The 12,481-nt window shown below is 52.0% G+C and carries 16 protein-coding genes; 7 read left to right on the forward strand and 9 right to left on the reverse strand.

The window, feature by feature from the left end; all coding sequences use genetic code 11:
- Positions 1–3: 3 nt before the first annotated feature.
- The 7 genes from OMQ46_RS05090 to OMQ46_RS05120 form a co-directional block, all read right to left on the reverse strand.
- A complete protein-coding gene (locus OMQ46_RS05090; protein WP_266235884.1) occupies positions 4–369 on the reverse strand; it encodes a hypothetical protein in 366 nt (121 codons plus the stop codon).
- Positions 369–1,091: a DUF445 domain-containing protein gene (locus OMQ46_RS05095; protein ID WP_266235299.1), complete on the reverse strand. Its 723-nt coding sequence runs from the start codon at positions 1,089–1,091 to the stop codon at positions 369–371. Before OMQ46_RS05095 ends, OMQ46_RS05090 begins: the two co-directional genes overlap by 1 nt.
- Positions 1,084–1,368 carry a hypothetical protein gene (locus OMQ46_RS05100; protein WP_266235298.1) on the reverse strand — a complete coding sequence of 95 codons (285 nt, stop codon included), beginning with the start codon at positions 1,366–1,368 and terminating at the stop codon, positions 1,084–1,086. The genes OMQ46_RS05095 and OMQ46_RS05100 overlap by 8 nt, the downstream gene beginning before the upstream one ends.
- Positions 1,369–1,385: 17 nt before the next feature.
- The gene (locus tag OMQ46_RS05105; protein ID WP_266235296.1) at positions 1,386–2,687 is read right to left on the reverse strand and encodes a M18 family aminopeptidase; all 1,302 of its coding nucleotides are present in this window, start codon (positions 2,685–2,687) and stop codon (positions 1,386–1,388) included.
- A 65-nt stretch (positions 2,688–2,752) separates the two neighbouring features.
- Entirely contained in the window at positions 2,753–3,190 is a 438-nt protein-coding gene (locus OMQ46_RS05110; RefSeq protein WP_266235294.1) for a hypothetical protein, read from the reverse strand.
- Between the two features lie 42 nt (positions 3,191–3,232).
- The gene (locus OMQ46_RS05115; RefSeq protein ID WP_266235293.1) at positions 3,233–3,667 is read right to left on the reverse strand and encodes a hypothetical protein; all 435 of its coding nucleotides are present in this window, start codon (positions 3,665–3,667) and stop codon (positions 3,233–3,235) included.
- Complete coding sequence (locus tag OMQ46_RS05120) at positions 3,664–4,134, reverse strand: YcgN family cysteine cluster protein (protein WP_266235290.1); 471 nt, start codon at positions 4,132–4,134, stop codon at positions 3,664–3,666. The genes OMQ46_RS05115 and OMQ46_RS05120 overlap by 4 nt, the downstream gene beginning before the upstream one ends.
- Here OMQ46_RS05120 and OMQ46_RS05125 point away from each other — a divergent pair.
- From OMQ46_RS05125 to OMQ46_RS05135, 3 genes are all read left to right on the forward strand, one after another.
- On the forward strand, positions 4,133–4,612 hold the full coding sequence (locus OMQ46_RS05125) for a DUF6231 family protein (protein ID WP_266235289.1): 480 nt from the start codon (positions 4,133–4,135) through the stop codon (positions 4,610–4,612). The two genes, OMQ46_RS05120 and OMQ46_RS05125, sit on opposite strands and share 2 nt — an antisense overlap.
- A 79-nt stretch (positions 4,613–4,691) precedes the next feature.
- The gene (gene ppk1 / locus OMQ46_RS05130; protein WP_266235287.1) at positions 4,692–6,779 is read left to right on the forward strand and encodes a polyphosphate kinase 1; all 2,088 of its coding nucleotides are present in this window, start codon (positions 4,692–4,694) and stop codon (positions 6,777–6,779) included.
- 7 nt (positions 6,780–6,786) lie between these two features.
- Positions 6,787–7,548: a ParA family protein gene (locus OMQ46_RS05135; protein WP_266235284.1), complete on the forward strand. Its 762-nt coding sequence runs from the start codon at positions 6,787–6,789 to the stop codon at positions 7,546–7,548.
- Here the strand turns inward: OMQ46_RS05135 and OMQ46_RS05140 are convergent.
- Positions 7,545–7,706: a hypothetical protein gene (locus OMQ46_RS05140; protein WP_266235282.1), complete on the reverse strand. Its 162-nt coding sequence runs from the start codon at positions 7,704–7,706 to the stop codon at positions 7,545–7,547. The genes OMQ46_RS05135 and OMQ46_RS05140 overlap by 4 nt on opposite strands.
- A gap of 87 nt (positions 7,707–7,793) precedes the next feature.
- Positions 7,794–9,995 (reverse strand): bifunctional 23S rRNA (guanine(2069)-N(7))-methyltransferase RlmK/23S rRNA (guanine(2445)-N(2))-methyltransferase RlmL, encoded by a 2,202-nt coding sequence (gene rlmKL / locus OMQ46_RS05145; RefSeq protein WP_266235280.1) that lies wholly within the window; start codon positions 9,993–9,995, stop codon positions 7,794–7,796.
- Between the two features lie 48 nt (positions 9,996–10,043).
- Between rlmKL and yhbY the strand changes: the two genes are divergently transcribed.
- The 4 genes from yhbY (at position 10,044) to OMQ46_RS05165 (ending at position 12,469) form a co-directional block, all read left to right on the forward strand.
- Entirely contained in the window at positions 10,044–10,337 is a 294-nt protein-coding gene (yhbY, locus tag OMQ46_RS05150) for a ribosome assembly RNA-binding protein YhbY (protein ID WP_266235277.1), read from the forward strand.
- 4 nt (positions 10,338–10,341) lie between these two features.
- Positions 10,342–10,938, forward strand: coding sequence for a nitroreductase family protein (locus OMQ46_RS05155; protein ID WP_266235275.1), 597 nt, complete (start codon positions 10,342–10,344; stop codon positions 10,936–10,938).
- 12 nt (positions 10,939–10,950) lie between these two features.
- On the forward strand, positions 10,951–11,412 hold the full coding sequence (locus OMQ46_RS05160; protein ID WP_266235273.1) for a pentapeptide repeat-containing protein: 462 nt from the start codon (positions 10,951–10,953) through the stop codon (positions 11,410–11,412).
- Positions 11,413–11,494: 82 nt separating this feature from the next.
- Entirely contained in the window at positions 11,495–12,469 is a 975-nt protein-coding gene (locus OMQ46_RS05165) for a DUF481 domain-containing protein (RefSeq protein ID WP_266235272.1), read from the forward strand.
- Positions 12,470–12,481 lie beyond the last annotated feature (12 nt).

Consider the following 12,481-nt stretch of genomic DNA (forward strand, 5'->3'; position numbering starts at 1 on the left):
GTCTTACTGCTGTTCCAGCAAAGCGGGATGATCAAAAAACAGCGGATCATAGGCCTGAATGTCATAGACCTGCTCAGCCAGTACATGCGTTATGACAGGCGCATGTCCGGCCCCGAAGTCGAGACCTTTATGGGCGGGACTGAAATGCCGTTTGACCTGTTCAGTGATGGGAGAGACAAAGCCCTCAAAGCGCGGGTCACTGACATCGTTCAAATGTTCCAGATAACGCTGTTTTTCTTCACCCCTGTCCGGCCAGCTTACCGGATCTTTGATAATGGCCTGACAAGTCTGACACTGGTAGTAATAACGCTGTTTAAAATCATAAAACAGACTGCTGTGGCTGCCGCACAGCGGGCAAATTGGCGCCATTACAGAGGCAGAAAACTGGTCGCCAGCCCTATCAGGCCGCCAAAAACCCCGCCCCAGACAACCAGCCAGCCCAGATGCTCGCGAATCATACGCTGGATGATATCTTTCACCATTGGCGGCGTCAGTTCATCCAGCCTGGATTGCACGATAAGTTCAATCTGACCGTGAATGTCATCAAATACCGGGTTGCTGCTGAGCTTGGCTTTGACACTGGTTTGGAAAGAATCGCTGTGCGCCATATTGTCCAGTGCCACACGCATTTTATCTATAAATGGCTGTTTCAAGGCTTCCAAAGATTTCTTGCCGCCAAACATCGACAGCATGCTGCCGAAAGACGATTCCATGATGGTATCGACCAGACTGTCGTAGGCCGGTGCCAGATCGGTCTGCTCAATCACATCGCTGAAATCAAGCCGGTGCTGGGCATTATCCCTAATCAGCTCGGCCATAAACCGATCGACATTGTCTTTGCTGAAAAACTGCGACATCACCAGCTCGTGAATACCGGACTTAAAGTCTTCAAAGCGGGCTGAAATAATGCCCGACCCATAAAGACCGGGCACCTTTTCAAACAGCATATGAATCGCAAGCCAGTTGGTGATGCCCCCTGCCAATGCAAACAGGCCGGTATTCAGAATCGGATCGCGATAAGGCGCTGGCGCCATGAACCCGCCTGCCACAAAAACTGCGGCAAGCAGGTTAGTGATCAGGCTTTTATTCATTGGTCCATTTGGTCAAAGCATCCACGATCTGGCTGGCCTGGTCACGGCTGGAAATATTGAATTTGGAACGCTGGCTGTATTCACCATTACGCTTCTGATAACGACGGATAGTGTATTTATCGGGACCAAAGTCACCGGTTTTGCGATCCAGATCCTGATAGCGGAACATCACCGTGGCCCAGGCACCCTTGGTCAGTACGACCTTGTCCAGCTCTTTGACTGTCATGGTCTCGCCTTCGAAATATTCAACGGTCAGTTCATCTACGTTTTCAGCCATATAATAGGGTTTCCTTTTTAATGAGAAGTTTGCTGATAAAAAGCGGTCAGGACCTTGTGCAGCATCTCGGCATCGCGACTGCCGGCCATTTCCCGAATCGAATGCATGCCATAAGTGGGCACACCAATATCCAGTGTACGAATGCCGATATTTGAGGCGGTAATCGGACCAATGGTGCTGCCACAGGCCATATCAGTACGGACCACGAAGTCCTGTACCGGCACATCCTGCTGATTGCAGAGCTGACGGAACACGGCGCTGGTCTCGCTGCTGGTGGCATAGCGCTGATTGGCATTGGTTTTTATCACCGGGCCGCGATTCAGAATCGGGCCATGCTCGGCATCATGCTTGTCCGGATAATTTGGGTGAATCGCATGGGCATTGTCGGCAGAAATCATCATCGAGCGGTCAATCATGCGCTGATAATTTTCCGGTGTCTGACTCAGGCGCTGCAGCACTGAGTGCAGGAATGTACCCTGTGCGCCGCTGCTGGACTGGCTACCGACTTCTTCATGATCATTACAGATTAGTAGGCCCGGCCGTCTGCCATCCGCTTTAAGAATCGACTGCAGTCCGACATAGCAACTGAGCAGGTTATCCAGTCGGGCACTGCTGATAAAGTCGCCATAGAGGCCGGTCAATGCGGCCTTCTGGGTATCGTAGAAACAGATTTCATAGTCCAGCACTTTGCCAATCTGGCGATCCGGATATTGCTGCTGACACTGTTTCTCCAGCAGGGCACGGAAATCGAGCGTGTCGCCCTCCTCCAACTGGCACAGTACCGGCGGCAGATGCAGCTGCGGATTCACACTACGGCTTTGGTTGGCTTCACGGTCCAGATGAATAGCCAGGCTGGGAATGACAGCAACCGGACATTCGAAATTAATCAGCAGCTGTTCGATTCGACCGTTTTCTGCTTCAACACTGACTCTGCCTGCCATCGATAAATCACGATCAAACCAGGGGTTTAACAGTGCGCCGCCATAGACCTCGACCCCCAGTTGCAGCAACGTCTGCTGGACTTTCTCCGGCTTGGGTTTGACCTTGAGACAAGGACTGTCAGTGTGAGCACCAACCATATGCATACCGGTCTGCGTGAGCGACTCCCCGTTGAGGGTGAAAGCAATGATCGAAGCATCATTGCGGGTCACGTAATATTTGCCTGCCGGCAGTTCGCCCCAGCTATCCCCTTCTGACAAGCCTGTGAACCCCTGCTCCTCAAGCAGGTTTTTCATCGCTGCTACCGCGTGATAAGGCGTCGGAGACTGATCGAGAAAATCGCACAGCCCTTGATTGAATGTGTTGCTAGAATGAGCCATAACAAATCTTTATGCAGGGAAGTGTCCGGTATGATACCGATTTTAAACAGGCGGTTCGACAATTGTTAGTCTTTAACCGGACGGCCGCGGTACATTCTGGCTGGCTTTTTGACCGCTTCTTTATTAGCTTTTTTCAGACTTGGGATTACCCTTTTAGTCTCTACTTCCGCTCCCCTGTACATGCGCTTGCCGGACACAGCGGCTTGATCAGCATGATGTAAGCCAAGTGCGGCCAACAGATTTTCAGCGTCCTCGACAAAGGCCTTTGAAGGCAGAGGCATAGTCACATCCTGCTGAAAAGAAAACCTGGCTACCTGCATAAACGGTAGCGAATGGATAACCGACTTACCGCGTTCCCGACCATACGACAGTGCACAGATACGTCCTTTTTCAATCACGATATGGCAGGCTTTGTTGTCAGTGGTGGTAATAAAAAAGGTGCCGGTTTGTGCCTCATGACAGACGCTGGCCAGTTGTTTGAGAACGTCCGTATTCGCGCTCATAGGTGGTAACAGCCCGATGATTAAGAATGGTTGTGCACCAGATTACATGACATCGTCATCATTATCATCGTTTAATTTGAATGTCGCCCGTTTTGACAGGCCACCATGCAGGCGACAGCGTGTTGCCAGTGCCCCCATACCCCAGGCTTCAGGGGGACGGATGGCGACCGAGCGTTTGCAGCGCTTGCCACCTGGCAACTTGGCACCACAGGGAGGACGGTAGCGTTTGATTTTCTCCCAGCCCTCCAGCGTTTGAGTCGCTTTGCGAATAGATTTAACTTCACGCGGAGATAACTGTGTCTGGTCGACGGGATGCGTTTCCTGATCAGTATGACGCCACCAGTAACGTACTACCGGTACTGGCAAGCCGAAACGTCGCGCGAGATCATCGGGTTTGCGATAAATTTCCAGTTCCAGTAACAGCAGCGCTGCCTGTTCCAGACGGGCGGTAAACTCGCGGCTTTCTTCAGGTGTCATGCATCTGGGTCGGGTTCATGACTGAGTTTGATAACCGCCTCATTCAGATCATCTACGTCCGATTCCGGCTGGGCAAACTCGCGGACTGAAATGCCGGCTTTATGTACACTGTCAGGATCACCGGTGATCAGCGGATGCCAGTCCGGTAAGGGCTCACCTTCCGCCAGCAGACGGTAGGCGCAGGTTGAGGGCAACCAGTCGAAATAATGCGCGTTCTTAATACTGAGTTGAATGCAGTCGGGGACGATGGACTGACGGTTTTCGTAGTCCTTGCAGCGACAGCTGTTGATGTCGAGCAATGAACAGGCAGCGCGGGTGTAATACATACGCCCGTCATCCTCATCTTCCAGTTTGTGCAGACAGCAGCGGGCACAGCCATCACAAAGGCTCTCCCACTCATCATGAGTCATCTGACTCAAGCGTTTGTGTTTCCAGAATTCAACAGATGTTTTATCCTGATCAATCATGACCAATTCAGTTGCCCTATCCAGCCTGCTCGCGCCGTTTGTCAGTCAGTTCAACCCCAGGTCGATTCTGACTGCCGGCGACACGGCGGCAATGTGTCTGCAAAAGGATAATGATACTAAATTGCAGCATCTGAAGACACCATTCAGCCAGGATCAGTTGCGTAACACACAGCCGGCCGACCTTGCCGTTATCAGCCATCTGACAGAATCGATGGAGAAAGCGGCCGCACAACAATGGCTGGGCATGGTGAAAAACCGTCTCGCCCCACATGTCATTCTGATCAGCCACCCTGCGATTGCCGATAATAAAGGTTGGGAGCTGACTGACTACCTGGCGATGGGGTTCCGACATCTTGCTGGCACCGAAGACGGATTACAGGTCTTTACTTATGCCATTGAAAATTATCAGCCTAAACGTGACTGGCTCAACAGCCGTTACTGGGCCAACCCCGAAATGTACGACAAATACCGCTGGTAACGCCTGTCGTCATCTTGCTGTCACAAAGCGAAGCTAGACTATCAAGGATAACTACGCCTCAGGCGCTCAAGAAGGAATTATGAAACAAGAACAACCCATCGATCTGAACAACCCTGAGCTCTATATTAATCGCGAGCTGAGTCTGCTCGAGTTCAACTGGCGGGTTTTGCAACAGGCATTGGATAGCAGTGTGCCGCTGCTGGAACGCCTCAATTACCTGTGCATTTCCAGTACCAATCTCGATGAATTTTTCGAAGTGCGGGTGGCCGGCCTGATTCAGCAAATTGAAATCGGCGACCCCTATATCGAAGCTGATCAGGTCACGGCACAGGAATGCCTGAGATTAATCAGTCAGCGCGCTCACGAACTGGTGGAAGAACAGTACCGGGTACTGAATGAGGTCTTGTTACCGGAGTTGGAGGAGCAATCAATCCGGGTGTTACCGCGATCACAATGGAATGATGAACACACCAAGTGGCTGCAGAACTACTTCCAGGAAGAAATTCTGCCGATCCTGAGCCCGATGGGGCTGGACTCCGCTCACCCCTTCCCGCGCCTGCTCAATAAGAGTTTGAATTTTATCGTCTCTCTGGTGGGTAAAGATGCCTTCGGTCGCGACCGTGGCTACGCGATTTTACAGGCCCCGCGTGCATTACCCCGCGTGATCCAGTTCCCACAGGAGCTGTGCCAGCCCGGTGAATACAAATTCGTATTCCTGTCATCGATTATCCATGCCTTCGCAGAAGATCTGTTCTTCGGTATGAAAGTGAAAGGTTGCTATCAATTCCGTGTCACCCGCAATAGTGATCTGGCTATCGATACCGAAGAAACCAGTGACCTGCTGGCCACCATTGCCGATGAATTAACCCAGCGTAACTACGGTGATGAAGTCCGGCTTGAAATTGCCCACAACTGCCCGGAAGATATGGTTGAGTTTCTGCGTAATGAGTGTGCCATGGAACGGGACAATGTCTACCTGGTCAACGGCCCGGTAAACTTGAGCCGGATCCAGGCTGTGTGCTCACTGGTTGACCGGCCCGATCTCAAGTTCAAGCCATTTACGCAAGGCCGTCCGGAAGGCTTGACACCGGATGTCGATATATTTGCGGCGCTGCGCAAGCAGGATATGCTGCTACACCATCCTTATCAGTCCTTTACCCCGGTCATTGATTTGCTGCGTCAGGCTGCTGCTGACAGCAGTGTGTTGGCGATTAAACAGACCCTGTATCGCACTGGTGCCAAATCGCCAATCGTTGATGCGCTGGTGACGGCGGCACAGGCAGGTAAAGAAGTGACAGTAGTCATTGAACTTCGTGCCCGCTTTGATGAGGAAGCCAACGTCGCACTGGCTGCCCGCCTGCAGGAAGCCGGTGCCCACGTTGTGTACGGTATCGTAGGCTATAAAACCCACGCCAAAATGCTGCTGGTATTACGCCGTGAAAACAGTAAGTTACGCCGCTATGTTCATCTGGGTACCGGGAACTATCACCGGGGTACCGCCCGCGTTTATACCGATTATGGCCTCTTGACCTCGGATAAACAGATTGGCGAAGACGTCAACAACCTGTTCATTCAACTCACCAGTCTGGGTAAAATTCCGCAGATGCATAAACTGCTGCATGCACCGTTCACCCTGCATGAAGGCCTGTTGAAAAAAATCGAACGGGAAATCGAACATGCCGGAGCTGGCAAGCCCGCCCGCATCATTATCAAAGTAAACGCCGTGGTCGAGCAGGAAATGATCCAGGCGCTTTACCGGGCATCGATGGCCGGCGTCAAAATTGACTTGATTGTGCGCGGTATTTGCTGCTTGCGGCCCGGCGTCAAAGATTTATCTGAAAATATTCATGTGCGTAGCATCATCGGTCGTTTTCTCGAGCACACCCGGGTATTTTATTTCGAAAACGGTGGCAACCCGGAAATCTGGTGTGGCAGTGCAGATTTGATGAAACGCAACCTGCTGAGACGCGTCGAGACTTGCTTTCCAATCGAGTCCAAAAAACTGCGTCAGCGCATTCTTGACGATCTGGAAACCTACCTGTCTGACAATAGCCAGGCTTGGATCCTTAACGCCGATGCCCGTTATCAGCGGGTAGAAAAAACCGAATCGGAGCCTGCAATCGCCGCACAGCTCTCTTTGCTGGAACAAATGGCCAAGACCTACTGAGGCCATTGTGGAGACGATTGCATTTTTCAACCTGAAAGGCGGCGTCGGTAAAACGACGTCAGCGGTCAATATTGCCTGGCATGCGGCCAGTGAAGGTATTCCTACGCTGCTATGGGATCTGGATCCTCAGGGTGCGGCCAGTTGGCTGTTAAATGCGCAAGCCAAAGAAAAAACCCGCCCAAAAAAAATACTCAGTGGTAAAACGCCCATCGGCGAGTTGGTGCGTAGCACTGATTTTGAAAATCTGGATGTAATCCCATCAGACTTCTCTTTGCGTCATCTCGACCAGCAACTGGCCACGCAAAGCGAACAGGGTAAACGTAATCTGATTGCCAAACTGGTTGAGCCTTTTGGAGAAAATTATGCGCTGGTGGTACTGGACTGTCCGCCCAGCTTTTCTTTATTGACTGAGCAGGTGTTTGAAACCGCAGACTCGCTGTATATCCCGATTATCCCGACGCATTTGTCCTTGCGTACTTTTGAACAGACGCGGGACTTCTTTAAAGAAAACAAGCTCAAACCTAAACGACTGCATGCTTTTTTCACCATGGTAGATCGCCGTCGCAGCCTGCATCGGGTGATGCTGACTCATCCACCCAAAATGCTGAAAAATGGTCTGCCCACACCCATCCCCTATGCCGCAGCGGTGGAACGCATGGGAGATTATCGAGCCCCCCTGCCCGCATTTGATAGTGCCTCGCCGGTGAGCCGTGCTTATGCACAACTCTGGCAAGATATCAAAGCAACACTGAAAGAGTTTTCAGCTTAATCATTGGCCTGACAGACATAACCTTCCGGATTATCCTGCAACCACTGCTGGTAGGTCTGTATGGATGTGGTGAATTTAGGAAAATATTCATTGCCCTGATCCGGACCGAACATTTCCCATTCCTTGAGAGAATTGAAATGGCGTTCTGCTGGTGACATGGCGTTATCCCGTTGTTTAAGTCAGGCACATCATGCGCATCTGATATGACAATTTGATGTGAATCTGACGGGAAATCCCGTAGAGAATCAGTCGCTTTTTGTCACCAGCCAGCACTGGTGAACTTTCTTATTACGTTCAAAATCCCTGGGTATGGTCTGGGCAGTAATATCTTTTAAGCTCACCCCTTCCATTACATTAAGTGCCATTTTGAAGTCACGCCGGTTAGTGGAGAAAATCAACTGGCCACCGGGTTTCAGCAAATTCGCCGCCATCTGAATCAAGCTGACATGATCGCGCTGTACATCAAACACCCCATCCATCCTGCTGGAGTTGGAAAAGGTCGGCGGATCGAGGAATATCAGATCAAAGCGCTCAGCCTCCTGCTGCGCAGCCTGCAACCATTCCAGACAGTTGGCACGAATAAATCGGTGCTGTTCGCCATCAAAACCATTCAGCTGCAAATTGTCCTGTGCCCAACCCAGATAAGTGTTGGACATGTCCACACTGGTGGTACTGGCAGCGCCGCCTGCGGCCGCATAGACAGTCACAGATCCGGTATATGAGAACAAGTTGAGAAAATCTTTGCCTCGCGCCATATTCATCAGCATCAAGCGGGTATCGCGGTGATCCAGAAACAGGCCGGTATCCAGATAGTCTTTCAGATTGACCCAGAACTTGAGGCCATTTTCTTCAACTTCGAAGCGTTTGTTCTGTGCTGCCTGGGCTTCATACTGATTAGCACCGCGCTGTTTCTGTCTGACTTTGAGACTGACGCTGCTGGCCGGCACTTCCAGGACATCGGGAATGATATGCATGGCCTCTTTCAGGCGTTCAACGGCTTTCTGCGGATCAATCTGTTTGGGCGGAGCGTATTCCTGCACATGCACCTGATCGTCGTATACGTCGATGGCCAGCGCATAATCAGGCAAGTCGGCATCGTAAATGCGGTAGCAACTGACCTTGTTCTTACGTGCCCACTTCGCCATGTGTTTGATATTTTTCTTCAGGCGGTTTGCGAACATATCACCCTGCTCGCTGATTTCAACTTCCTGTAGATCCGGCGCCGTATCACTGATTACTGGCTCCGGTATAGCCTGTGTCTGATTTGTCTGAGTCACCGCTTTACTGGCGCGGTAGAACAGCACTTCACATTCAATCGGACCATTATCAAAAGGCACACTTTCGAACAAAGTCAGGCCCGTAAATTTGCCGAGTTGCGGCTTGTCGGTAATGATCGCGCTGCGCCAGCCCGGCAGAGACTCACGCATAATATCGCCCAGACTCTCATAAAGCCGGGGCAGACTATCGGCATCTCCCATGCGTTCACCATAAGGCGGATTACAGACCAGCAGCCCCATTGGCGGCAGCGCCTGTGCTTCAGCCGGCCAGTCCAGCAATCTGCGTTGTGCAACCTGAATCCAGTCACTGAGACCCGCTTCGGCAATATTGGCCCGTGCAGCCTCCACCGCTTTGGGATCCGCATCTCCGCCCAGAATCACCGGTATTCTGGCCAGACCTGCCTGACGTCGACGCTCGGCGTCCGCCTTAAGTTTTTTCCAGGCGTCTTTGTCGTGCTGCTTCCAGTAGATGAAACCGAAGTAATCCCGCAGAATCCCGGGTGCAATATCGGCGGCCATCATCGCCGCTTCAATCAGAAAAGTCCCGGAACCACACATCGGGTCAATTAATGCCCAGCCCTGTCGAGCCAGTCTGGGCCACTCAGCACTCAGCAAAATGGCCGCGGCCAGATGCTCTTTGAGTGGTGCTTCGGTGTTACGCGCGCGGTAACTGCGACGGTGCAGACTCTCACCGGATAAATCGATGCTGATGGTGGCCTGATTGTGTCGCAGGTAGACATTGATGCGAATATCCGGCTGGTGAAGGTCAACTGAAGGACGAATCCCGGTCAGCGCGCGAAAACGATCCACAATCGCGTCTTTGACTTTCTGCGCGCCGTATTGATTGTGTTTGATTTTGGAACGGAAACTGTTGAAATCCACCGCTAGGGTGCCCTCTTCCGCCTCAAGATGATCTTCCCAGGGCAAGGCCGTGACACCCTCGTAAAGTTGTTCCGGCGATTCAGCACGAATGGTGGCGATAGGCATCAAAACACGTATGGCAACGCGGGACCACAAACAGACTTTGTAGGCATCCTCCAGACTGCCGGTGAAACGGATGTTACCCTGTTCCTGCTTGCTTTGTTTGATGCCGAGTTGCTTGAGTTCTTCAGCCAGCAGCGGCAGCATGCCGCGCGCCGCTGTGAGCGTGAACTTGTGTTGTTTAGCCATATTGGGTTCCTGTTATACTCCGCATATTTTAAACAGGTAACGCACTTCATGGCAGTCACGGATAAACAAAAACGCTACCTCAAGGGGCTGGCGCACTCTCTCAAGCCGGTAGTGATGGTCGGTAACAGCGGTCTCACCGAGTCGGTTGTCGCGGAAATCAACAATGCGCTGGAACATCACGAACTGATTAAAGTCCGTATTAGCGGCCAGGAGCGCGCAGAACGCAAGGCGATGCTGGACGAGATTGCGCAAACCACCGGTGCCGATCTGATACTGGTTATCGGCAACATCGGCGGTTTCTACCGCCCTGCCAAAGATCCGTCGATTCAACTACCCAGGTAACAACATGATTCAGAAACCAGCGGACACCGAACAAGACATTGATACTTTACTCGCCGAACGCTGGAGCGGCCGGGCCTACGATCCGGACCTTGAGGTGAGCGAGGAACACATTGTGGCACTCACGGAAGCGGCCCGCTGGGCGCCCTCCTGTTCCGGTGAAGAGCCCTGGCGTTACCTGATTTGCAACAAGTTCACTGATAAAGCGGCCTGGGACAAAGCCTTTGATTCGCTGATGCCTGGTAACCAGACCTGGGCGCAGGACGCCCCGCTGCTGATTCTTGCCGCCTCGGTCACCGAATTCCGCGAAAAGGACAAAAATAACCCCTGGGTTGGACATGATACTGGCGCCGCCAGCCTCAGCCTCTGTCTGCAGGCCACCTCACTCGGCCTGATGAGTCATCAGATGGGAGGGTATGATCCGGACAAAATGCGGGCAGCGTTTAGCATTCCGGATAACATTCGCCTCTGGTCGATGATTGCCATTGGTCACCCGGCCCCGCTGGACAGCCTGACTGAAGAACAGATGGAACGGGAACTTAAACCGCGTCAGCGCCGTCCATTATCCGAACAATTCTTCCGCGGGAAGTGGCCCGCAGCGTAGCAGGAGACAATCATGAATAAAGCGCTTCTCATCCTTGGTCTTATCATTGCCGGCAGTGCCGCAGCTTATGAAAAAGTCTATCTGGACAGACTACTGGAAACCCGGCAGTGCAATTTCTGCAACCTCAGTGAGGCCGAACTGAGCGGCAAGGATTTGAGCGGCGCGGATATGAGCGAAGCTAATCTGAAAGGTATCGATCTCAGCCATGCCAAACTGGTCGGTGTCTGGTTTACTCACTCTCGCATGCAGGGCGCGAATCTGGAAGGCGCTGATATTTCCGGTTCGCTGATGGATTACGCCGAACTCAATGGTGCTAATCTGAAAAATACCAACCTGTCCGGCACCCAATTGATTTTCGCTGATCTGCGAGATGCTGACCTCACTGGTGCGAATATTGAAGGTGCTCAGATGCGTGGCATTCTGTACTGCAATACCATCATGCCCGATGGTGAGATAAATAATAACGACTGCTGATTTTTTTCAGTTCCTGTCAGGTATAATCCGCGGGCAGCGTCATTTGACGTTGCCTTTTTTATTTCTTTACAGGAACTTATCCGTGTCTTTTAAATGGCTTTCTATCCTATCAACCGCGCTGCTGTTGCTCTTCTTACTGAGCTTTCCGCTGCAGGCGGCACCGTCTCAGATAGAACTCATCAATGGTGATCAACTTAGCGCTGAGATCCTCAGCCAGACTGAGGCACACATCCTGATCAGCCATCCTGTCCTCGGCGAACTTAAGCTCGACAAAAATCAGGTGATGGCAGTCAGACAAACAGCCGCACTCCCCGAGCAAAGTGAGACGGTAGACGTGGCCGATACCGTCACAGAGCAGTCGGCTGACAACGAAGATAACGGACTTTTTGGCAGCGGCGTCCTGGTGAATTGGAAGCGTCGGGTAGATTTGGGCATTGCAGGCAGTGCCGGTAAATCCAAAAATCATCAGGTCAACATCGGTTTCAGTGCCGATTATGACAGTGGCTACACCCGCATTTCGCACAAGAGCGCCTATTTCCGCGCCAAGTCCGAAGAGGCACTCTCGGATCACAGTTTCTTTTCCTCTATTAACCGTGACTGGCTGCGGCCGACGACGCCCTGGTTTCATTTCGCCGGTGGGCGTGTTGATTGGGATGAGTTCAAAGACTGGGATTTGCGCGTCAACGCTAACGGTGGTGTCGGCTATGAATTTGCCAAAACCGAAAACTGGATGCTGCTGGGCCGCAGTGGTCTCGGTTTCAATCAGACTTTTGGCGGCCAGCGAGAAGAGTTCACCCCGGAAGGTCTGATCGGCCTGGAAACCCAGTGGAAGGTGAATGACTACCAGCAAATCGAGTTTGCAAACAGCTTTTACCCCAGTCTGCGGGATACCTCCGAGTATCGTAACCTGACCTCGCTCGATTGGGTGCTTGATCTCAACAGTTACGTCGGAGTCGCCCTCAAACTGGGCTTACTCAACGAATACGACTCGGCCACCGAAGAAGGCATTAACAACAATGACTTTAAATATACTGCGTCGCTGGCCTGGAAACTGTAAAATAAACGCTTT

It is taken from the genome of Methylophaga sp. OBS1, from assembly GCF_026319365.1.